Genomic DNA, 21,785 nt, shown 5'->3' with positions numbered 1-21,785 from the left:
GTGATGGGCGTGAGTGCGCCCCACACCATCGACGCCGATTTCCTGGCGCTGCCCCGGCAGGCACTGGCCGACGCGGCACTGGCCGCGGCAGCACAGGCCGGAGCCAGCTACGCCGATCTACGCATCCACGCGATCACCACCGAGACCATCGCGTTGCGTGACCACGACGTGGAAACCGCGGTGGTGAACAGCGAGATCGGTCTGGCGGTCCGGGTGATCGTCGACGGAGCGTGGGGTTTCGCCTCGCACGCCGAGCTGAGCCCGGAGGCGGCCGCGGCCACCGCCCGCCGGGCTGTGCGCGTCGCGACGACACTCGCCCCGCTCAACGCCGAACGCATCGAACTCGCCCCCGAACCCGTGTACCGCGACATGACGTGGGTGTCGACCTATCTCGTCGACCCGTTCGAGGTACCCGCCGAGGACAAGATCGCCGTGCTCGGCGACTACGCGGGCCGGCTGCTCGCCTCCGACGGCGTGGACCACGTCTCGGCCTGGCTGCACGCGGCCAAGGAGCAGACGTTCTACGCCGACACCTTCGGCTCGTCGATCACCCAGCAGCGGGTGCGCATCCTGCCCACCGTCGAGGCCGTCGCCGTCGACACCGCGGCCGGCACGTTCGAGACCATGTCCACGCTGGCGCCGCCGACCGCGCGCGGGTGGGAAGCCGTTGCCGGCGACGACATCTGGAACTGGACCGACGAGCTCGCCGCGCTGCCCGCGCTGCTGGCCGAGAAGGTGAAGGCCCCCAGCGTCGTGGCGGGACCCACCGACCTGGTGATCGATCCGACCAACCTGTGGCTGACCATTCACGAATCGATCGGACACGCCACCGAATACGATCGCGCCATCGGCTACGAGGCGGCCTATGCCGGCACCTCGTTCGCGACACCCGACAAGCTGGGCCGGATGATCTACGGTTCGCCGGTGATGAACGTGACCGCCGACCGGACCGCCGAATACGGTTTGGCGACGGTCGGTTTCGACGACGAGGGGGTGCGCGCGCAGAAGTGGGATCTGGTGCGCGACGGTCTCTTCGTGGGGTATCAGCTCGACCGGGTGTTCGCTCCCCGGCTCGGTGTGGGCCGCTCCAACGGTTGCAGCTACGCCGACTCGGCCCATCACGTGCCGATCCAGCGGATGGCCAACGTGTCGCTACAGCCGGCCGCCGAGGATGTCAGCACCGATGAGCTGATCGCGCGGGTGGAGGACGGCATCTACATCGTCGGTGACAAGAGCTGGTCGATCGACATGCAGCGCTACAACTTCCAATTCACCGGTCAGCGCTTCTTCCGGATCCGCGACGGAGCACTCGACGGGCAGGTCCGCGACGTCGCCTACCAGGCGACCACCACCGACTTCTGGGGTGCTATGGAAGCGGTTGGCGGGCAGTCGACGTGGCGCCTCGGGGGTGCGTTCAACTGCGGCAAGGCCCAACCCGGTCAGGTGGCGGCCGTCAGCCACGGCTGCCCGTCGGCCCTGTTCCGAGGCATCAACGTGCTCAACACCCGCGACGAGGGCACGCGATGATCAGCGCGCAGCAGGTGGTCGAGACGGCGCTGGCCGAGGCGACCCGCCTCGGCGGAGCCGACGAGACCACCGTCGTGGTCACCGACCGCGTCGAGGCGTCGCTGCGGTGGGCCAACAACACCATGACCACCAACGGCGAATCCACCGCCCGCACCACCACGGTGATCTCCATCGTGCGCCGCGGCGAACACGCCCATGTGGGCTCCGTGCGCTCGAGCGCCGTCGATCCGTCGGTGATCGCCGGGCTCGTCGCGTCGTCGCAGCGGGCGGCCGCGGCGGCACCCGCCGCGCGGGACAACGCCGCAGCGTTGCCCGGCACCGACGCGCCGGCCGACTGGGATGCCCCGATCCCGGACACGGGCGCCGACGTCTTCGCCGGCGTCGCCCGCGACCTGGCCCGCGGATTCCGCGGCCGCGACACGCTGTTCGGGTATGCCCGTCACGTCGTCGAGACGACCTTCGTGGCCACCTCCGGTGGTGTGCGCCGGCGCTTCACCCAGCCCACCGGCTCGGTGGAGATCAACGCCAAGCGGGACGGGGCCAGCGCGTGGGCGGGGGTGGGCACCCCGGATTTCGCGAACGTGGCGACCGATGCGCTGCTGGCGAAACTGGACACCCGGTTGTCGTGGGCGCATCGCACCGTCGACCTGCCCGCGGGCCACTACGAGACCGTGCTGCCGCCCTCGGCCGTGGCGGATCTGATGATCTACCTGGCCTGGACGATGGGCGGTCGGGGCGCACAGGAGGGCCGCTCGGCGTTGTCGGCCCCGGGCGGCGGGACACGCGTGGGGGAGAGGCTGACCGATCTCCCGCTGACGCTGTTCTCGGATCCGCACGCGCCGGGTCTGGAGTGTGCGCCGTACGTGGCGGCCGCGACGTCGTCGGACCGGGTCTCGGTGTTCGACAACGGCATGGCGATCGATCGGGTCGACTGGCTGCGCGACGGAGTGATCAACGCGCTCGCCTATCCCCGCGCCGCGGCGGCTGAGTTCGATGCGCCCGTCGCGGTGGGAGCCGACAATCTGCTGATGACCGGCGGTGGGGACTCCCTGGCTCAGATGATCGCGGCCACCGAGCGTGGGCTGCTGCTGACCACGCTCTGGTACATCCGCGAGGTCGACCCGTCGGTGCTGCTGCTGACCGGCCTGACCCGGGACGGGGTGTATCTGGTCGAGGACGGCGAGGTCACCGCCGCGGTGAACAACTTCAGGTTCAACGAGAGCCCGTTGGATCTGCTGCGCCGGGCCACCGAGGCCGGCGTCAGCGAGGTGACGTTGCCGCGCGAGTGGGGCGACTGGGCGACCCGGGCGCAGATGCCGTCGCTGCGAATTCCGGACTTTCACATGTCCTCGGTCAGTCAGGCGCAATAAGCTCACCGGGGTGAGCGACCGCGCGCTGCCCGAACGGCTGGCCGAGCTCGTCGCGCTGTCCTCGGGGGACAGCCGCGCCGACACCGTGATCCGGCTGACGTGCGGGCGGGCGCTCTCGCTGTCACCGTTGCCCGTCCCGGTGGACCTCATCGACGGGCACTCCGAGGAGGAGACGGTGCTGGCCGCGTTCGCCGAACAGTTCAGCACCGACGTCACCGGAGTGGGCGACAACCAGCGACAGTGCTTCGTGAATGCCTACGGAGACAGGGCGTTTCGCTTCGTGGTATCGGTGTTCATCGCCGACTTCGTGCCACGCGTGTGGGCCGGATGCGACGCGCTCGGACTCGGTGCGCCGGGGGTCGTGTCGGAGGTGGCGTGGAATCCCGACGGGGATCCGGTCGACGCACTGCTGGGCGGTTTCGTCCCGGCGGTCGCGCGGCTGCGCGACCTCGACGCAGTGACCACGGAGGTGGTACGGCTGCGCGGCGCGGCCGCGCACAACTGCCGGCTGTGCCGATCGCTGCGGGAAACTCATGCGCTCGACGAGGGCGGGTCCGAAAACATGTACCGGCAGATCGAGGACTTCGAGGCCGCGGCCGACCTGTCCGATGCGCACAAAGCGGCCCTGCGCTATGTCGATGCGCTGATATGGACGCCCTCGGAGATCGGCGAGCGCATCGTGGCGGGCGTCCACGAGCACTTCTCGGAGGAGCAGGCGTTCGAGCTGACCCTCGACGTGATGCGCAACGCGGCCAACAAGATCGCCGTGGCGCTGGGCGCCGACGCACCGCGGGTCACCGAGGGCACCGAACGCTACGAAGTCGACGAGACGGGGCAGACCGTCTTCGCGTGAGCGCGCGTGTGCTCAAGGCGCCCGACTGCACGGAGTTTGATGCATCCTGCGAGTGCGGGCATCACATTCCGTGCACTCGGCGGCCGTATGCGACCATGGTGCGGCGCACGGGGCGGTAGCTCAGTCGGTTAGAGCCGTGGACTCATAATCCATTGGTCGCGGGTTCGAGCCCCGCCCGCCCTACACAATCGGATGTCACGGGCCTGGCGTCAGTAGGGTCGACCGCATGCAGGACGATGCGGCAGCGCTCGCCAAGCGCCTGGGCGAGACGCAGTTCGTCTCACTGGTGACCTACAAACGGGACGGCACTCCCGTCGGCTCCGCGATGTGGATCGCCTCTGACGGCGACGACCTGGTGGTTTGGACGCCGTCAGACGCCTGGAAGGTCAAACGGGTGCGGCGCGACCCGCGCGTCGTGGTCATTCGCTCGAGCCGCATGGGCAAGGTCGATCCGGTCGACCCCGAACTGCTGGGCACTGCCGTCGTCGAGGAATCACCGGCGGCGGTGGCCGGCGTCGAGCAGCTCATCCGTCGCAAGTACGGCCTCCAATTTCGTGTCATCACCACCATCGAAGCGATCCTCGCCCGGGGTCGAAAGCCGAGGGTGGCCCTGCGAATCACGCCCCAGCAGGTGAACTCGAAGTCGGGGTAGCGCTCCCGGCGGGTGTCTCGCGATCGGCTTCTCGACACCTGTCCTACACTCCGGCTGTGGACGTCAACGGAACCAGCGCAATTGTCACCGGCGGAGCCTCAGGCATCGGCGCCGCCACCTCCCGCCTCCTCGCATCGAAGGGGGCTCGCGTCGTCATCGCCGACCTGCAGGCCGAGCGTGGACAGGAACTGGCACACGAGATCGGCGGCGCGTACGTCAGCGTCGACGTCACCGACACCTCCCAGATCAAAGACGCGGTCCACACCGCTGTCGACCTGGGACCGCTGCGCACCCTCGTCAACTCCGCCGGAATCGGTTGGGCGCAAAGGACTATCGGCAAGGACGGCGAGTTCTCCTCGGCGCACAACCTCGACGCCTACAAGAAGGTGCTCGCGATCAACCTCGTCGGCACCTTCGACTGCATTCGCCTCGCCGCCACCGCGATGAGCCGGCTCGACCTCACCGACTCCGGTGAGCGCGGCGCCATCGTCAACATGACCAGCGTGGCCGCCTTCGACGGCCAGATCGGTCAGGCGGCGTACTCCTCGTCGAAGGGTGGCGTCGTCGGATTGACCTTGCCCGTCGCCCGCGACCTCGCCGCGGTCGGTATCCGCGTCAACACCGTCGCTCCCGGCCTGATCGACACGCCGATCTACGGCGAAGGTCCGGACTCGGAGGCGTTCAAGGCCAAGCTCGGCGAGTCCGTCCTCTACCCGCGCCGGCTCGGCAAGCCCGAAGAGCTCGCGTCGATGGTGGTCGAACTGATCACCAACTCCTACATGAACGCCGAAGTCGTCCGCGTCGACGGCGGCATCAGGATGCCCCCGAAGTAGGCCAGTCCTTCGCCGCCGCCGAGAGGGCGGCCACGCCGGCCATGAGCGCCGCCGCGGCCACGCATCCCACCCCGAGCGTGGCTGCGGCGGCGACGGCGCCCACCAGCAGCGGGCCGCCGGCATCCCCGAGTTCACGACCGACCTCGGCCGACCCCATGGTCTCGCCGAGCCGTTCCGGCGGCGCCGACGCGGCCAGGGCCGCGAAACCGAGTGGGGACAGCACACCCGCGCCCAGTCCGATCGCGACGGCGCCGACGGTCAGCCCGGCCGGACCTTCCACGAGCCCCGCCAGCAGGAAGCCGGCACCGCAGACGGCCGATCCCGCGACGGCGCCCGCCCGGTAGCTGACGCGACGGGCATCCAGCGCGCGGCCCGCCCACGGTTGGGAGAACGCCGCGCAGCCCGACAGCAGGGATACCAGCGCTCCGCTGAGCACCGCGCTGGCTCCGGCCGACGCGGCGAGAATCGGGAAGAAACCCACGCCGATCGACAGCGCAGCGGTCGACGCGGCGAGCACCAGGGTGGGCACGAGAAATGCGCGCCGGGTGAGACGACGGGCCAGATCCGCCACGGTGGAACGCCGCCGCGGCAACGGCTCGACCCGGGGAACCACCCACGCGGCCCAGGCGGCGACGATCACAGCGAGCCCGCCGAGGCAGGCGAACAGCGTGGTGTACCCGCCGACGGTCACCAGCGCCCCACCCAGCAGCGGTCCCAGCGTGTACCCCAACCCTTTCCACGCTCCGTAGCTGCCGAACCGTCGCCCGTGACCGCCGGGTGACTGGAGTCGGGCCACGAGGGTGGACGCCGCGGGGGAGAACGCCGCCGCGGCGGCCCCCTGGCCGAAGCGCGCCACGCCGAGTAGCGCGGGATCGCCGGCGGCGACGAATGCTGTTGAGGCGCAGGCGAATCCGATCAGGCCACCGATGAGAACGGGGCGCGGCCCCACTCGATCCACCAGTGTGCCGAAGACCGGTTTCAGGATGACCTCGGCAACGTCGTACACGGCGAGCAGCAGTCCGATCGTGAGCAGGCTGGCCTGCTGCTGCTGTCCATACGTCCCCAGATTGGCGGCGATGGAATGCGCCCCGAAGGCAGTGACGAACCCGGCCGCATAGAGCGGCCGGTAGCGGTGGCGCGGATACTCGGCGGTGTTCACGATGGTCGGGCTCTCACGCCGGCGCTAGTGCCGGCGCAGCGTCTCCCAATCGTTCTCGGCCTCCAGCTGCGCGATCAGACGTGAGGTCCGTTCGCGCATCAGCAGTGTCGCGCCGATGCCGATGACGATCCCGGCGAGGAGAGCGATCCAGGAGAACCGTGAGAGCCAGCGCTCGGCGGCCATGCCCGCGTAGTAGATGACGGCGACGGTTCCTCCTGCCCACACCAGGGCGCCGCCGGCGTTGGCGGCGAGAAACCTCGGGTAGCGCATCCGCATCGCACCGGCCAGCGGGCCCGCGAAGATCCGCAGTAGCGCGATGAACCGGCCGAAGAACACCGCCCAGACGCCCCATCTCTGGAACAGTCCCTTGGCCAGCGCGACATGTCCGGGCCCGAAGTGCGTGGGGAAGCGGGTGCCGAGCCGTTCGAACAGCGACATCCCGTAGCGGTGTCCGATCGAATAGCCGATGGTGTCGCCGACGATGGCACCCAGAGCGGCCGCCGCCGCGACGCCCACCGGGCTGATGTCGAGGCTGTGCCGCGACGACAGCAGCGCCGCGCTGACCAAGGCGATCTCGCCGGGCAGCGGGATGCCGAGGCTCTCGACGCCGATGATGGCGCCGACGACCAGATACACCGCGATCGGCGGGATCGTCTGCAGGATGGCCTCGACGTTCATGCCCGGGAGTGTGTCACGGCGGCCTGGGGTTTCACGGCACGAGGCGGACCGAGGACACCGACTGGGTGCCGCGCAGCCCCTTCAGATCGACCTCGACGGGATCGTCGAACGCGATGCCGTCGGCGCCGGCCACCGACTCCCGCACGTCGTCGCTGACCAGGATCTCGCCTCCGGACGCCAGATCGGCGATGCGCGCCGCCATCGCGACGTTGCGGCCGAACAGATCATCACCCCGCCGCACCGACGTACCCACGTGGATGCCGATCCGGACCCGGATGCCGTCGTACCGCTCGGCGCTCTCGCGCAGCGCCCGCTGGATCGCGAGGCTGCACCGCACCGCATCGGCGGGTGCGGAGAAGGCGATCATGAAACCGTCTCCCTGGTTCTTCACGACGTAGCCGCGATGGTCGGCGACCATGCGTTCCACGAGGCGGTTGTGCCGCTCGAGCACCTTCATCCACCCCTGGTCCCCGAGCGATTCGTTGCGTTCCGTGGAACCTTCGATGTCGGAGAACATCAGGACGACCCGACCGTCGGCGGTCAGGCGGGCCAGGTCCGGCCGCTCGACGCGCGCCCACGCGGCCAGGTCGTCGACCGAACTGCGGACGGTGCCGACGATGCCGTGGCGGATCAGCGCGTCGGCGCTCTTGAGCGTGTGCGTGACCGTTCTGACTGCCAGCGGAGCCACCCCGGGCTTTCTCCTGGGTCTGCCCGCCGGAAGGCCTTCACGACTACGCCGCAACTCCTTCCGGGCACTCGCGAGTTGGCGGCGCGCCACGATGAGCAGCACGCCGAGGGTGATCACCGCCGCCGACAGGATCGTCGTCAGGACCACCAGCGCGATCTGCACGCCCTCAGTATGGCGACGGTCGACACGGCGTAACGCTTCGCGGTGTCGCCGACACCAATGACCGTGACGACGACGTCATCGGGACGGCCCGCGCGCCGTCCCGGGATGAGTTCCACCGTCAGCGACGTTCTACGGGGCGCTGGCTGACAGCGGCTGCACAGGAAAACGCTCCTGCGCTGGTCGAGACGACGGCAAAATGTGAAGATCTAGTCGCTACCCGGGAATCTGGGACAGCATGCGGCTCGACGAACAGATGGGAACGCAGAATGAGATCAAGGACCAGTCGCTTCTCGCTGGTCGCCGGCGGTGTCGCCCTCTCGGCGATGACGTGGCTGGCCGTGGGGTGTAGCTCCAACGAGGGCAACGCCCCGGAGACGTCCACCACCACGACGACGACCACGACGACGACCACCCCGCCGGCCACCACCCCGGCTACGCCGCCCCCGGCGTCGCCGACGGAGAACGTGCCCCGCACCGCCGGCGGTAACCCGTTCACCTCGATTCCTCCGAACGCGAACGACAACGGCAGGAACCCGGGGGCGCCCCGCGCACCACAGTGACAGTGGTGAGCCATCCTCACTGATGTTCGTACGCCTGCATTCCGCGTCGCGGGCTTGACGGCACTGGTGGTGGGGGTCCTCGTACTCCTCACCACCAGTGTCGCCCCGGTGCGGCCGACCCCTGCCGGTGGGCCAGGGCAGCTGATCGGCGGGCCGTATGCCGCCCTTCTCGCCCATTCGGTCGATCTCGGGCCCTCGCACGACCGCTCCGCACAAGTCGTCGTCGAGTTGCGTGATGCCGTTGCCCCCGTCTCCCTGACGCAGTGGGCCGACGACCACGAGTTGTCCGTGCAGTGGCAACCGGGGCAGCGCTGGGCGGTCGTGGAAGGCGGAGCCCAAGCCATGGCCCGGGCCTTCCGCGTCGACGTCCACGACTATCGGGAACGGCACGGGACGGTGTTCTACGCCTCGCGTCGTCAACCCGCCGTTCCCGACGCGGTGACCGTGGAAGTCGGTTCCGTCGGCCGCCTCCTCGGTTACACGCCGTTCCGGGACAACCAGCCGCGGGACCTTCCCTTGGACGTGCCCGAATTCGGTTTGACGCCTACGGCGTTGCGCGCCACCTACGAGTCCGACCGGCTCTTCGCCGACGGCCACACCGGCAAGGGGCAGACGGTCGCCGTCTTCGCCTTCGGCGGCTTCCGGCAGTCCGACCTCGACGAGTTCACCACGCGCAACAACCTGCCCGCGTTGACGCCGACGGTGATCGGCGGACCGTTCGACGAGCCGAGCGCAGAAACCACGATGGACCTGTCGGTCGTGCACGCCATCGCCCCCGATGCCCGCAAGATCGTGATCAACGCGCGGAACTCGGTGGAGGGTGACGGCGCATACGTCAAGATCGGGCAGATGATGGCCGATGTCGATCGGCAGTTCCCCGGCGCGATCTGGAGCTTCTCCATCAGCTGGGGGTGCGACAAGCTGCTCACCGCAACCGATCTCGCGCCCGCGCAGTCGGCGTTGGTCGCCGCCACGGGTCGGGGCACGACCGCGTTCATGGCCAACGGGGACCTTGCCGGTCTGGAGTGCAAGAGCGGCGACGACTGGTCGTCGGCGCCCGAGCAGGACAGCATCGGCCTCAATTCCGTTGCGTCCCTTCCTGAGATGGTGAACGTCGGCGGCACCACGCTGTCCACCGCGGCCACCGGCGCGTGGCTGGGGGAGCAGGCCTGGTTCGACGTACCGCTGTCGCTGGGCACCAGCGGCGGCGTCTCGGAACTGTTCGACCTGCCGCCGTGGCAGCGCGGTGTCGAAGGCGCCGTCCCCGCCGATCGCGCCACCGGCAAGCGGCTGACACCCGATGTGTCCGCGGTGGCCGACCCCTTCACGGGGGTGAGCTTCATCCTGGACGGCCAGCCGACCATCGGCGGCGGCACCTCGCAGGCCGCGCCCATCTGGGCGGGTCTGGCCGCGGTGATGAACGACTACCTGCTCTCCACCGGAGGACGCCCGCTGGGCGATCTCAACCCGCTGCTGTACCGGATCGCCGCCGGTGCGCGGTTGCCGGCCTTCCGCGATGTCACGCTGGGCGGCAACGCAGTCGACGACGCCGCACCCGGCTACGACCTGGTCACCGGTCTCGGCACCCCGCGGGTGGACAACCTCGTGCGTGACGTCGCGGATGTGCAACAGGAGAACTCATGACCGACGACAGCCCCTTCCCGACCACCGAGTGCCGGATCTGCCGGGTCGACGTCCCAGACGGCGAGTTCTGCGGACTCTGCGGGTGCCATCTGACGCCCCGCAAGTGGGAGGGGCCGGACTGGTTGCGCATCCGCAATTTCGGTGCCGCACCCGGTGAGAACGTGCTGTCGCCGTCGCTGCTGAGTTCGCTGTTCCCGCATCTGGCACACCGCGGCGCGTTCCGAGTTGCGCTGGGCGTCATGCTGGTCGCTCTGGTGGCTTTTGCGTTGCTACGGATGCCGGCGGCCCTGATCTCGGTGGGTGTGCTGGGCCTGCCCGCGCTGTTCGTCGTCTACCTGCGCGAGGCGGACGCGTTGCGGGATCTGCCGACGCGGATCCTTGCGTTGACGGTCGGGCTCGGGGTGGTGCTCGGCGTCGGGTTCGTGCTCGTGGCCGGCGCGGCCTTCGACCGCCCCTCCGGTGCTGCCGTGGGGGTGGGGATGAGTGGCGCGCAGATGCTCCAGGAAGGCGCCGCGCTGCCGCTCGCCGGCGCGATCCTGATGCTGGTGCCCGTGACCGTCGTCCGTCTACTCGGCCCGCCGACCCGAGAGTCGTTGGAAGGCTTCATGATCGGCGCGCTCGGAGCGCTGAGCTTCACCGGTGCGGCCATGATGACGCGGCTGGTGCCGCAGCTGGACACCGGCCTGGTCAGTGACGCACCGCTCACGTTCTATCTGGTGGAGGCCGGCATCCGGGGTGTCGCGGCGCCGCTGATCGCCGCGGCCACCGGTGGTCTGGTCGGCGTGGCGCTGTGGTTCACCCGCCCCGAGAGTAAGAAAGATCAACGCCCGGGCGTGGTCCGCTTCGTGATGGTGGCGTTCGCGGTCGCGGTGCTCGCGCTGTCCGTCGCGCTCGGGATGGTCGACGTCTCTCGCTCACGGCAGTGGCTGATGCTGGCCCTCTATGCCGTGGTGGCCGCAGCGGCGCTGCTCCTGCTGCGCCTCAGCCTGCACCTGGCGCTGCTGCACGAGGCGCATGACGAGACGGTCGCTGATGAGCCGGTGCTGTGCGAGCACTGCGGTCACGTGGTGCCCGACATGGCGTTCTGCCCGGTGTGCGGGGTGGCCGCTCGTGCGTCGTCGCGGTCATCCCGCTCGCAGCGCCGCACCGATCGACCTCAGCGCGTCGACACCGACGGCGAACCGTCTTGACCACCACCACCTTCTTTCCCGGCTATGCCGCGGGCGGCCGCGCCGCGGCGGTGCGCCGCCCGTCGCGCCGAATGGTCCTGCTGCTGTGGCTCTTTCCGGTGGTACTCGTCGGTGCGGTGCTCGCCGTGATCTCCTTGCGAACGACGTCACCGCCGGTGCGCTTCGTGTGTCCGCCCGAGTGTGGTCGCCCACCCACCGGCACCCCGGTGGCGATCAATCCGCGGTTCACCGCGCCGGACGGCTCGTTCTCGGTGTCGTACCCGGCGGCGGGGTCGTCGTACCGCATCACCAACGGCGATGACGGCGTCGTCGCCGACTTCACCGGAGGGGAGGGCGGCACGCTCCGGCTGTTCAGCCAGCCGGCCGGCGGCAGGTCGGCCCGTCAGGTCGTCGACGACCTGACGGCGCAACACGTCCCCGACGGACGCGTCGTCTACGAGATCCCCAACACGATGGTCGGCTACCAGCCCGGCTTCGGCGAAGCGATCGACTACTTCCCGCAGGGCTCCACGAGCAGCTACACCCATATGCGGGTGCTCGTCATGGCCGCGGTGAAGAACGATCTCGCGCTGATCGCCTCCGTCGTCGGCCCCTACCACCCATTCGGGCCGGACTTCGGACCCGGCAAACCCTCAGGGGCCAACGTGCAGCTGGCACTGGATATGGGCAAATACGTCAACAGTTTTGCGTGGCGCGGCGATCCACCGCGTTGACGCAATCGTCTGGTCAAGAGCGCTACCAGCGGTTACGTTCGTGGAGTGAGCGCCCCCACCGAAGCGATGTGCGGTAAGTGCGGTCACGCGGCTCCGGTCGTCTCGTCTCAGCCCACCTGGTCGGCGGGCTCCGATCGGGTGACCCGCTGGTTTCTCGACGTCGACTGCGCCAACTGCGGCCGTCAGTACGGTTGGCTGTCCGACGCATGAGACCCCGCGCGGGGCTGCCGGCAGCTTAGGATGTGCGTCGACGACAGGGGGCGAGGACAGTGAACCGAGTGCACATGGGTCTGAGTGTGGCCGGCGCGATGGCAGCGCTGGTCACGCTGGCAGCACCCGCCACGGCGGATACGGCCGGCTATCTCGAGGGCCTGGAACCGATCTACACGTCCCTGACCCGCGACCAGCTGCTCACCGCGGGGTCGATGGCCTGCGCCATCCTCGGCAGCGGGCAGCCGGCCCCGGTCGCGGTGAACGCCCTCTACAAGGAGATGGGCATCTCGCTGTCGGCCGGCAACGGCATCGTCACCGCCGCCGTCATCGACCTCGGCTGCTGAGGGATCACCACCCCATCGAGCCGGGCACGCCCTTGAACGGGCCCGCGACCCAGCTCGTGATCCAGCCGCCGTAGAACCCGCCGGGCTGCGGCACCACCTCTTCGCCGTTGACGGTGCACCGGTCCACGGCCGCGGCCATCACGGCCACCGCACCGGCGATGGCGGTGAACCCGGGGGTGGGCCGACGGTACGTCCACGCCGCCCGGGGGGCCACCGCCGTCGCCGTCACCAGATCGAAATAGCTTGCCTGGCCCTTCCATTCGCACCACGAGGCGCCGTCGGCCTCCCGCAGCACCCCGTCGGCGAAGGCATCCGCCGGGAGGTAGTAGGTCGGAGGATGGCTCGTTTCGAGCACCCGCCAGGCTCGCTCGGTGGAGGCGATGACCTGCCCGCCGAGTTCGACGGTGATGGATCCGGCGAACTCTTCGAGCCGGGGTGGGCGAGGGTAGTCCCAGACGGATTCCTGGCCTGGTCTCGGGGTATCAGGTACAGGCATGCTGCCGAGTGTAAGGGTGGTCCCATGACAATCCGAGACGACAAGAAAGCTCGCACGTTCTTCGGGCATCCGATAGGGCTGACCAACCTGTTCGGAGTCGAGCTGTGGGAACGGTTCTCCTTCTACGGGATGCTCACGATCCTGGCCTACTACCTGTACTACTCGGTCACCGACGGCGGCCTCGGCCTGCCGCAGAGCACGGCCACCGGAATCGTCGGCGCCTACGGCGGTCTGGTGTACCTGTCCACGGTGCTGGGTGGCTGGGTGGCCGATCGGGTGCTCGGCATGGAGCGCACCGTGTTCTACGGCGGCGTGGTCGTGATGATCGGTCACATCGCGCTCGCGATCCTCCCGGGGTTGGCCGGCGTCGGCGTGGGCCTGGTGTGCGTCGCCCTGGGCTCGGGGGCGCTGAAAGCCAACGCCTCGTCGCTGCTGGGCACGCTCTACGAGAAAGGGGATCCGCGCGCCGATGGTGGCTTCACGCTGTTCTACCTGGGAATCAATCTCGGTGCCTTCGTCGGCCCGCTGATCACCGGGTTGCTGCAGACCCGCGTCGGCTTCCACTACGGCTTCGGTGCGGCGGCGGTCGGGATGGCGCTGGGTCTCGCGCAATACGTGGCGTTCCGCCGCAACCTGATGGGCCATGGCAGGGAGGTGCCGAACCCGTTGCCGCGCAACGCCGTCGCCAAGACCGTTGCAGTGCTGGTCGGCGTCGTCGTGGTGATCGGCGTGGCCATCGCGCTGCGCCTCGTCACGCTGGCCAATCTCTCGCAGGTGACCACCGGTGTCATCGTCGTCGCGTCGGTGGCGTACTTCGCGATCATGTTGCGCAGCCCGTCGGTGAACTCGGAGGAGCGGGTGCGGGTGCGGGCATTCATCCCGTTGTTCGTCGCGAACGCGGTGTTCTGGTCGCTGTTCCAGCAGATCTTCACCGTGCTCGCCGTGTACTCCGACGAACGGATGAACTGGTCGATCTTCGGGTGGACGGCCCCGTCGAGCTGGATCGGTTCGATCGAGCCGGTGTGGATCATCCTGCTCTCCCCGCTGTTCGCGCTGCTGTGGACGCGGCTGGGTAACCGAGCGCCGACCACCCCGCGCAAATTCGCCTACGGCGTGGTCGGTATGGGTCTGGCGTTCCTGTGCTTCGTGCCGCTGGCCGGAGGCACGGGCCGCAGCACCCCGGCGCTGCTGGTGATGGCGATCATGGCGGTGTTCGCGATCTCCGAGCTGCTGCTGTCGCCGATCGGACTGTCGGTGACCACCAAGCTGGCGCCGGAGGCCTTCCGGGCGCAGATGATGGCGCTGTATTTCTTCTCGGTCGGCCTGGGCACGGCCATGTCGGGCGTGCTCGCCGGCTACTACGACACGGACAGCGAGGCCGCGTATTTCGGGATCCTCGGTGCGGTGGCCGTGGTCGCCGGTGCGGTCGTGTTCGTGATCTCGCCGTGGATCAGCCGCCAGATGGAAGGGGTGCACTGAGCGGGCTGAGCACGATGGTCGCTGCCTCGGCCAAGGTGCCGTCGTCGCGGGGCTGCTCGAACACCACGTCGGCCCCGCGACCGACGGCGATCAGCGAGGCGATCGTGTTGCCGAACAGTGGCCCGCTGAGGTTGCGCCACGACACCGGCAACTCCGGTGACCCCGCCCGACGTGCCCAGCGGCGGGTCAGCCGGGCGGCGGGCGCCGACCAGCCGAGCTTGAACGCGGGTTTGACGTAGGACGGCACGTAGTTGTGCACCGGTGAGCAGACCAGCTGGTGCACCTGCGCCCCGTCGGGCTCGCCGAAGTCGGCCCGAGCGGCGTAGCTGTGGTGGACGTCGCCGGAGAGCACCGAGATGGTCGCCGGGCCGTCGGCCGTGGCGCGCGCCGCACCGGCGATCATGGTGGACAGCCGTACGAACGACGCGAAGAACGCCGGCCAGTGCTCGAGATCGGCGCCCTGCCTGATCTTCTCGGCCAAGCGCCCACGCAGCCCGGGGCGCGCTGCGCCGATCTCGTTGACGATCTGCAGATCGCCGATCGCGGGCGGCATCAGCCACGGCAACGAGGATCCGATGATCAGGTGGTCGACCCCGGACAGGTCGCTCACCTGCTCCTCGACCCAGGCGAACTCGCGGTCGCCCAACATCTTTCGTTCGCCGCCGTCGAGGATGCGGGCATTGCGGGAGTCGACCATCACCAGTCGGCTACGGCCGAGATCCCATCGGAAGCTGAACCGCAGGCCCTTGTCCCCGTCGACCTCGCTGTCGGCGCGGTCGGCGAGTTCGGACAGCAGCGGCCAGCAGTCACCGTCTGCGGCGAGCACTTTCTGGTAGTCGTCATCGCTGTCCAGCTCACCCGGGCTGAGGTTGCCCAGGTGTTGATACACCCAGTAGGAGGCCAGGCCCGCGCGGATCCGGTCGCGCCACCACGGCTGGGAGTTGATCTCGGCGCGCCAGGCCGACGACGTGTTCCAGTCGTCGCGGATGTCGTGATCGTCGAAGATCATCGCCGTCGGCAACGTGGAGAGAATCCACCGGATCTCGGGGTCACCCCAGGTGTGCCGATACAGGCCGACGTACTCGGAGAACGACACCACCTCGTCGGGTGGTCGGTGGTTGTCCGAGCGCCGGCTCGCCGACCGGCCGCCCGAGAGCCGTCGGCGGCCCTCGGGAGTCAACTCATCGGCGTACACCTGGTCGCCGAGCAGCAGCAGCGCGTCCGGCCACTCCGAGACGGGCAGATCGGTCAGACGGGTGGCGTAGCAGTCCAGGGCGTCGAGCCCGAGTTTGCGATCCAGCTTCTCCTCGCCCGTTTTGGGGTAGCGGCACGAACCGAAGATGACCCGCAGCCGGTCGGCCGACTCCGGCCCGCGCGTGCGGATGACGCTGGGTGGGAACTTCGAGTCCGGCTCCGGCCAGCACGTCGCACCGTCGACGCGCACCTCGTAGGCGGTGACGGTGTCCGGGGTCAGCCCGCTGACCGCGACGAGGGCGTAGTGACACCCCTTGACCTCGAACGTGTGGGCCCGGCATCCGAGCACCTCCACCTCCGCCGGCGCGTCGGTCTGTACCCACACCGTCGCAGTCGTCTCGCCGACGTGGCGCAGCACCGGCCCGAGTAGAAGACTCACCGTGTCAGCGTAGTGCCCGCATCGCGTCGTCGTCAGCGCCGTCGGTTTTCGCTCCAACGGTGGTAAGTTCCGCCACGAGCATCGTCGCCGGAGGGGGACACCGTGGCCAGTTGTCATCGATCGCTCACAGGCGTGTGGACCGGTGCCGCGGTGCTCGGATTCGGGGTCGCTCTGGTGATGACGCCGGGTGTCGCGTCGGCGGTTCCCTCCGACAGCTCGGCGGGATCGGCGGAATCGACGACCCAAGCGTCGTCGTCGGCGCGCTCGACGCTGCGAGAACAACGCGCCGCCCGGGTCGAGAAGCGGCGAGAAGCGCTCCGGCAGCGTCGGCACACCATCGGCAACCGCAGACCGACGGCGACGCCGGACACGGCCGAGGCGGCGGAGGACGGCACCGTGCGCGGCAGCCTCAACGCCGAGGACCGAGACGACACCGCACTCACCTACAGCGTCAGCTCGGGCGCCGCCTGGGGGTCCGTCACTGTCGACGCCGACGGCAGCTTCGTCTACACCCCGACCCCCGGAAAGGCCGGGCGGGCAGACAGTTTCACGGTTGCGATCGACGACGTGCCGCGGTGGCGGCCGACCGAGGTGACCATCGCGCTGCCGGCCGGTGACACCGTCGACGACCCCGCCGCAGGCCCCGTGCGGACGATCGACGGCGGATTCACCGATCGTCGCGTGACCGGAGTGGCCGATGCGGCCGCGGTGCTCAACGGTGTGGCGCACACGCTGGGCGCACGTGAGGGTTTCGCCGATCCGGACGCGATCACGGTGTCGACCGTCGGCCGCGGAGACGACGCCGAAACCGTCTATCGCCTCTCCGAGACGGTCGCCGGTGTGCCCGTGCTGGGCAGCGACGTGATCTTGGTGACCGACGCGACCGGCGCCGTGACCGGACTGTTCAACAATTACCGCGGACTGTCGGCGTCGTTCGACGTCACACCTGATGTCTCGACGCCGCGGCTGCGCCGCATGGCCGACCAGCAGCTGGTGGTCTACGCCCCGCTCGACAATCGGACAGCGCCGATCCTGGCCTGGCAGGTCGTCGGCGCGGTGCCCGGTGTCCGCTTCTCCCGGCCGGGTCGCGCCGTCCTGATCGGCGCGGACGGCGCTGCCGTCGGCGACGTCATCGTCTCGCGTTCCACCATCCAACCGGTGTCGGCCACCGACACCGCGAGGGATTGGCTCGGGCAGCGGCGGACCTTCGCCATCGACGTCCGCACCACACCGTGGTCCACGGTGTCGCGGTTGATCGACCGAGACCGCGACATCACCACCTACAAGACCTCCTTCCCGTATTTCGGTCTGCTGGGCGGTTCCCTGCCGGGAACGGTGGTCAAGCGCGGCTGGCTCGGGTGGAACACCGGAGCGGTCTCGGCGCACGCCAACACCGCTGAGGTCTACGACTACTACCGGGACGTGCTGGGGCGGACATCGTTCGACGGTGCCGGCGCAGCGGTACTGGTGAGCATTCTCTACAACCCGGGCAAGCCGAACGGCGGATACCAGAATGCGTTCTGGGATCCCAGCATCGAGCAGTTCGCGTTCGGCGACGGCGGTCACCTCGAGGCCTCGCTCGACGTCATCGGCCACGAATTCACGCACGCCGTGATCACCTACGTCGTCGGTGGACAGTCCGGTGCGTCGGTCCTGGATTACGGTGAATCGGGTGCGCTCAACGAAGCGCTGGCCGACATCATGGGTGTGCTGATCGAGAACGATTCCGGCGCCGACCGCTGGCTGCTCGCCGAGGATTCCGAGCTCGGCGCCATCCGAAACCTCGCGGATCCCACGTCGATCAGTACCTCGCTCGGGCCCCATCGCGCCACCTACGCCACCCGTTATCGTGGAACCCTCGACGACGGGGGTGAGCACGTCAACAGCACGATCTTCAGCCATGCCGCGTATCTCATGATGACCGATCCGGCGACGGCGGGAATCTCGAACGACACCTGGGCCGAGGTCTTCTACCGCGCCATGTTCCGGCTCAGCGCAGGCTCGGTGTTCAGCGACGGCCGCGCCGCGGTGCAGAGTGCCGCGCAGTCGGTGGGCCTGACCGTCGCTCAGCAAGCCGCCATCGCCAGGGCGTTCGACTCTGTCGGAATCTCCAGTCCTGCAACGCTACTGGCGGTCTGACTGGTCGACCAGCACGGCCCCGTCGGGACGGTCGCCGAGCGTCTGCAGGGGCACCTGGCCGCCGGCCAGGGTGAGCCGGACGATCTGCGCGAGCTCGGCCGGCGCGTCGCACTGCACGTAATGGTCGGCCCCGGGAACCACCCAGAACCGGTTGCGGCCCGGCTTCGACCGCAGATACGTCTGCCAGACGTGGGTGGCCACCCGCAGCGGCGCGACACTGTCATGCAGGCCCCAGATCAGCGTGGTGTCGACGTCGATCCCCGACAGCCGCTGCAGCCAGGTCTGTTCGTCGGCGGCGCGCTCGTGCAGGTACCGGATGGTGTCCGGCAGCACTGCGATGCCGTCATTGTGCGCGAAACACTTTGCTAGCGCGGCGATCTCGGGATCGGCCAGATCGCGACGCGGCATGAACGTGGTGGCGCCCAGTCCGGCTGCGAGCATCTGCGGTGTCGTCGCCGCGGCGGTGGCTCGACCGGTGGCGTCGTCGAGCAGTGCGACCTGGAATGCGGTCAGGTTGGCCAGGGGCAAGAAGATGTTCGCGTTGGTCAGGAACACCTCCTGCGGCATGGGGGCATCGCGGTCGGCGAGCATCGCCAGGGCGATCATGCCGACGCTGCTGCCGCGGTCGTGGGTGATCATCCGGTAGTCTTCGAGTCCCCACACCTCGGTGATCGCGTGCAGCAGCAGCCGCGCGTCGTCGTAGAGGGAGTACGCGTAGGGCGCCGGCGGTTTGTCCGAGAGCCCGTACCCGGGGAAGTCGAGGGTGAAGATCTCGACGTCCTCGGACAGGTGCTCGGCGAGGGTGCGGAAGTCGATGCTCGCCGTCGGGAAGCCGTGCACGCAGACCAGCGCCGGTGCGCCCGGAGTGCCGGACCGGCGCGCGAACACCTCCACGCGCCGGCCCGTGTTGGCGGGCGTGGTCGACGTCCAGGTGAAAGTCGTTCCGCCGCGTCGCCATTCATCGAAGACATCCACGCATGACAAGCTAGCGTCCGAAGACTGATCGGAGGAGGTGTTCGGCGATGCGACGGGTGCTGACGCTGGTCGCGCCGCTGGGTCTGGCGTTCATCCCGCTGGGCATGGCGCTGGGCTTCCTGGTGGTGCATGCGGGGCTGGCCTGGTGGTGGGCGCCCGTGTTCGCCGGGGTGATCTATGCGGGATCGCTCGAGTTCCTGATGGTCGCGCTGGTGGCGGGCGGCGCCCCGGTCGCGACGGTCGCACTCACCACGCTGGTGGTCAATTCCCGGCACATCTTCTACGCGCTGTCGTTCCCGCTGCAGCGGGTGCGGGGGCTCGGGGCGAAGCTCTACAGCACGTACACGCTGTCCGACGAGGCGTATGCAGTTGCGGTCAGTCCGCAGGCGCAGGGGTGGACCACCCGTCCGATCCTGTTCATGCAGTTGATGTTTCACCTGCTGTGGGTGACCGGCGCAGCTCTGGGCGGCTTGCTGGGCGAGGTGCTGCCTATCGATCGGCTGGTCGGCCTGGACTTCGCGCTGACCGCGCTGTTCATCGTGCTGGGCATCGAGGCCTACCGGCAGCGGCCCGACCGGGTCACCGCCGTTGCGGCGGTCCTGTGTGCTGCCGCGGCGTGGCTGCTGGTACCGGGCCAGATGCTGGTGTGCGCGTTCGCCGGGTTCACGGCGCTGTTGCTGCTGCGGCGACGGACGCGCCATGCCTGACACCGGGTACATCGCGCTACTCGTCGGCGTGAGCGCGGCGGTGACGTGGGCGCTGCGCGCGCTGCCGTTCGGGGCGCTGGCTCCCATGCGCCACAGCGCCGTGGTGCGCTACCTCAGTGTGCACATGCCGGTGGGCGTGATGGTGATGCTGGCGCTGTACTCGGTGAAAACGGTGGTCGGTGACACCGCGCTGCAGCTGTTGTGGCTGGCCGTGTCCGTGGCGGTGACGGCGGGTCTGCAGCTGTGGCAGCGGCGGGCGCTGCTGAGCATCCTGGTCGGAACGGCGTGCTACGTGACGCTGATGACGGTGTGGGGCGGCTGAATTCGGGCGGCAAAATCTGTCGGACCCGTTGGGTAGTATCGAACGTATGTGCGGCTCCTCATGTTTTTGTGGGTAGCTGGGGGTGTAGTCCGCCGCGGCAGAGGTAGATCATTGCGGCCAGTGTTTGGGCGGAGTGGTGGCCGTAGCCGCGGGCGTTGACGAGCCTGGTGGTGGCGTTGATGCCTTCGAGGAGGGCGTTGGAGATGCGGAGTTCGATGGCGGCCAGAATGGGCTCGAAGTAGGTCTGGAAGCGTTTGCCGAGGGAGATGAAGACGGGGATGCGGGAGCGTTTGGCGGCGGTGATCCAGGCTTTGAGTCGTTGGCGGGCGACCCCGGGTGGATGGTCGTAGCGGTAGAGGTCGCGGGCTTGTTCTTTGAGGGTCCAGGCCCGTCCGATGCGTCGGTTGGTGCGGGTGATGTGGTTGACCAGGTCGCGTTTGGTGTCGCTGAGTTTGTTCTCTCCGGTGCGCAGCGCCCAGCGTCCGGTTTTCCAGTCTGCGGTGCTCATTGCGGTCCGGCCGGGTCCGGTCATCGATTCGGCGTAGACGCGGTCTAGGGCGCGGTTGACCCATTGCATCAGGTGGAAGCCGTCGTAGCAGATGACCGCCTTGGGGAGATGTTCTTTCGTGGCGCTGGTGTAGATGCTTGAGACGTCCATGCTGACTGCTTCGATCTGGTCGAGGATCGAATCAGGTTGACTGTCATAGAAGTTCGTTAAGGACTCCTTGCTTCGTCCGGGCTGGATATCGATGACGGTGCCGGTGTCGTGGTCGCCGATGATCGTCAGGTAGCGGTGCGGGTGGCGGTAGCAGATCTCATCGACGCCGATACGGTAGAGCGTGTCGAGTCGGCGTTGGTCGAGCAATTCGGCGACGCCTCGGTGGATGATCGCGGTCACCGTCTCCCAGGCGCAGCGCATCAACGTCGATACAGAGGTGCGGTCGGTGCGTTGAGCCAGCCACAGCACCATGTCTTCGAAGTCGCGGGTATGGCGGGCTAGGGGTCGGGCCCAGGGCACCGCTTCGGTGGTCACTCCACACTTGGGGCACTTCACTCGCCGAATGTCATAGACCAGCCAGAGCCGGCAACGCGCCAGGTCAAGATGTCGCCACCGCCGGCGGCGCCGATCGTATGCGGTGGGCCACCGTTTGCCGCACGGACAGGTCATCAGCCGGGCTCGGGGCCGAAGCATGACCTCGATGTCGCCATCGCCGATCACGACGTCGGTGACGGTGGCTCCGGGAATGGCCAGCAGACGGTTAAATGCAGTACTGACGCGCACGCGGATCGTTCCTTGTGGTTGCGGTTGGTGTGGTAACCCCGAAACCTAGAGGCACACCGCGTGCGCGTCCCTCAATTCACCCAAGGAACGCCGATCCCGTTGTATCGCACCGCAAAACCTTGCTGACCAGCATGAACGCGCCCATGAGAACACTAGGAGCGCCACG

22 protein-coding genes and 1 tRNA gene are annotated in these 21,785 nt (G+C 68.7%); 16 read left to right on the top strand and 7 right to left on the bottom strand.

The annotated features are described in order from the left end of the window. Positions 1–9 precede the first annotated feature (9 nt). The 6 genes from ACXYX3_RS16340 to ACXYX3_RS16315 all read left to right on the top strand — a co-directional run bounded on the left by ACXYX3_RS16340 (position 10) and on the right by ACXYX3_RS16315 (position 5,235). Positions 10–1,527 (top strand): TldD/PmbA family protein, encoded by a 1,518-nt coding sequence (locus tag ACXYX3_RS16340; protein WP_458608227.1) that lies wholly within the window; start codon positions 10–12, stop codon positions 1,525–1,527. After that, entirely contained in the window at positions 1,524–2,897 is a 1,374-nt protein-coding gene (locus ACXYX3_RS16335; protein ID WP_458608226.1) for a metallopeptidase TldD-related protein, read from the top strand. Before ACXYX3_RS16340 ends, ACXYX3_RS16335 begins: the two co-directional genes overlap by 4 nt. A 10-nt stretch (positions 2,898–2,907) precedes the next feature. After that, on the top strand, positions 2,908–3,750 hold the full coding sequence (locus ACXYX3_RS16330; RefSeq protein WP_458608225.1) for a carboxymuconolactone decarboxylase family protein: 843 nt from the start codon (positions 2,908–2,910) through the stop codon (positions 3,748–3,750). A gap of 109 nt (positions 3,751–3,859) precedes the next feature. Next, positions 3,860–3,933, top strand: a tRNA-Ile gene (locus tag ACXYX3_RS16325). A 43-nt stretch (positions 3,934–3,976) separates the two neighbouring features. Further along, positions 3,977–4,402 carry a PPOX class F420-dependent oxidoreductase gene (locus ACXYX3_RS16320; RefSeq protein WP_458608224.1) on the top strand — a complete coding sequence of 142 codons (426 nt, stop codon included), beginning with the start codon at positions 3,977–3,979 and terminating at the stop codon, positions 4,400–4,402. A 56-nt stretch (positions 4,403–4,458) separates the two neighbouring features. After that, positions 4,459–5,235, top strand: coding sequence for an SDR family NAD(P)-dependent oxidoreductase (locus ACXYX3_RS16315; protein ID WP_458608223.1), 777 nt, complete (start codon positions 4,459–4,461; stop codon positions 5,233–5,235). Here the strand turns inward: ACXYX3_RS16315 and ACXYX3_RS16310 are convergent. Genes ACXYX3_RS16310 through ACXYX3_RS16300 form a run of 3 tightly spaced genes read right to left on the bottom strand, consistent with a single transcriptional unit; the run spans position 5,216 to position 7,922 of the window. After that, positions 5,216–6,394 carry an MFS transporter gene (locus ACXYX3_RS16310; RefSeq protein WP_458608222.1) on the bottom strand — a complete coding sequence of 393 codons (1,179 nt, stop codon included), beginning with the start codon at positions 6,392–6,394 and terminating at the stop codon, positions 5,216–5,218. The genes ACXYX3_RS16315 and ACXYX3_RS16310 overlap by 20 nt on opposite strands. A 24-nt stretch (positions 6,395–6,418) precedes the next feature. Further along, entirely contained in the window at positions 6,419–7,072 is a 654-nt protein-coding gene (locus tag ACXYX3_RS16305; protein WP_458608221.1) for a DedA family protein, read from the bottom strand. A gap of 31 nt (positions 7,073–7,103) precedes the next feature. After that, entirely contained in the window at positions 7,104–7,922 is an 819-nt protein-coding gene (locus tag ACXYX3_RS16300) for an adenylate/guanylate cyclase domain-containing protein (RefSeq protein WP_458608220.1), read from the bottom strand. 266 nt (positions 7,923–8,188) lie between these two features. Here ACXYX3_RS16300 and ACXYX3_RS16295 point away from each other — a divergent pair, with 266 nt between their 5' ends. The 6 genes from ACXYX3_RS16295 to ACXYX3_RS16270 all read left to right on the top strand — a co-directional run bounded on the left by ACXYX3_RS16295 (position 8,189) and on the right by ACXYX3_RS16270 (position 12,586). After that, positions 8,189–8,482, top strand: a complete 294-nt coding sequence (locus tag ACXYX3_RS16295) for a hypothetical protein (protein ID WP_458608219.1) — start codon at positions 8,189–8,191, stop codon at positions 8,480–8,482. A gap of 63 nt (positions 8,483–8,545) precedes the next feature. Next, the gene (locus ACXYX3_RS16290; RefSeq protein WP_458612114.1) at positions 8,546–10,126 is read left to right on the top strand and encodes a S53 family peptidase; all 1,581 of its coding nucleotides are present in this window, start codon (positions 8,546–8,548) and stop codon (positions 10,124–10,126) included. Next, entirely contained in the window at positions 10,123–11,316 is a 1,194-nt protein-coding gene (locus ACXYX3_RS16285) for a zinc ribbon domain-containing protein (RefSeq protein WP_458608218.1), read from the top strand. Before ACXYX3_RS16290 ends, ACXYX3_RS16285 begins: the two co-directional genes overlap by 4 nt. Continuing rightward, positions 11,313–12,029, top strand: coding sequence for a hypothetical protein (locus ACXYX3_RS16280; protein ID WP_458608217.1), 717 nt, complete (start codon positions 11,313–11,315; stop codon positions 12,027–12,029). Before ACXYX3_RS16285 ends, ACXYX3_RS16280 begins: the two co-directional genes overlap by 4 nt. A 45-nt stretch (positions 12,030–12,074) precedes the next feature. Continuing rightward, complete coding sequence (locus ACXYX3_RS16275) at positions 12,075–12,239, top strand: DUF7160 family protein (RefSeq protein ID WP_241205876.1); 165 nt, start codon at positions 12,075–12,077, stop codon at positions 12,237–12,239. A gap of 74 nt (positions 12,240–12,313) precedes the next feature. Continuing rightward, positions 12,314–12,586: a hypothetical protein gene (locus ACXYX3_RS16270; RefSeq protein WP_241205875.1), complete on the top strand. Its 273-nt coding sequence runs from the start codon at positions 12,314–12,316 to the stop codon at positions 12,584–12,586. Between the two features lie 4 nt (positions 12,587–12,590). Here ACXYX3_RS16270 and ACXYX3_RS16265 read toward each other — a convergent pair whose 3' ends face one another. Then, a complete protein-coding gene (locus tag ACXYX3_RS16265) occupies positions 12,591–13,082 on the bottom strand; it encodes a DUF427 domain-containing protein (RefSeq protein WP_458608216.1) in 492 nt (163 codons plus the stop codon). 24 nt (positions 13,083–13,106) lie between these two features. Here ACXYX3_RS16265 and ACXYX3_RS16260 point away from each other — a divergent pair, with 24 nt between their 5' ends. After that, positions 13,107–14,561: a peptide MFS transporter gene (locus tag ACXYX3_RS16260; protein ID WP_241205873.1), complete on the top strand. Its 1,455-nt coding sequence runs from the start codon at positions 13,107–13,109 to the stop codon at positions 14,559–14,561. Here ACXYX3_RS16260 and ACXYX3_RS16255 read toward each other — a convergent pair. Continuing rightward, positions 14,533–16,194, bottom strand: a complete 1,662-nt coding sequence (locus tag ACXYX3_RS16255; RefSeq protein WP_241205872.1) for an alkaline phosphatase D family protein — start codon at positions 16,192–16,194, stop codon at positions 14,533–14,535. The two genes, ACXYX3_RS16260 and ACXYX3_RS16255, sit on opposite strands and share 29 nt — an antisense overlap. A gap of 132 nt (positions 16,195–16,326) precedes the next feature. Here ACXYX3_RS16255 and ACXYX3_RS16250 point away from each other — a divergent pair, with 132 nt between their 5' ends. Next, the gene (locus tag ACXYX3_RS16250) at positions 16,327–18,333 is read left to right on the top strand and encodes a M4 family metallopeptidase (protein WP_458608215.1); all 2,007 of its coding nucleotides are present in this window, start codon (positions 16,327–16,329) and stop codon (positions 18,331–18,333) included. On the opposite strand, the gene ACXYX3_RS16245 is transcribed toward ACXYX3_RS16250, so the two are convergent. Then, a complete protein-coding gene (locus tag ACXYX3_RS16245; protein WP_458608214.1) occupies positions 18,319–19,308 on the bottom strand; it encodes an alpha/beta fold hydrolase in 990 nt (329 codons plus the stop codon). The two genes, ACXYX3_RS16250 and ACXYX3_RS16245, sit on opposite strands and share 15 nt — an antisense overlap. A gap of 47 nt (positions 19,309–19,355) precedes the next feature. Here ACXYX3_RS16245 and ACXYX3_RS16240 point away from each other — a divergent pair, with 47 nt between their 5' ends. Both ACXYX3_RS16240 and ACXYX3_RS16235 read left to right on the top strand, forming a co-directional pair. Further along, complete coding sequence (locus ACXYX3_RS16240; protein ID WP_458608213.1) at positions 19,356–20,015, top strand: AzlC family ABC transporter permease; 660 nt, start codon at positions 19,356–19,358, stop codon at positions 20,013–20,015. Then, positions 20,008–20,337 carry a branched-chain amino acid transporter permease gene (locus ACXYX3_RS16235; protein WP_458608212.1) on the top strand — a complete coding sequence of 110 codons (330 nt, stop codon included), beginning with the start codon at positions 20,008–20,010 and terminating at the stop codon, positions 20,335–20,337. The genes ACXYX3_RS16240 and ACXYX3_RS16235 overlap by 8 nt, the downstream gene beginning before the upstream one ends. Before the next feature lie 58 nt (positions 20,338–20,395). Here the strand turns inward: ACXYX3_RS16235 and ACXYX3_RS16230 are convergent, their stop codons facing one another. Next, positions 20,396–21,619: an ISL3 family transposase gene (locus ACXYX3_RS16230; protein ID WP_458608211.1), complete on the bottom strand. Its 1,224-nt coding sequence runs from the start codon at positions 21,617–21,619 to the stop codon at positions 20,396–20,398. Positions 21,620–21,785: the final 166 nt, after the last annotated feature.

Source organism: Mycobacterium sp. Panama NTM2, from assembly GCF_054355555.1.
Note: the sequence above shows the minus strand (reverse complement) of the source record. Positions and strands in the feature narration are given on the sequence as shown.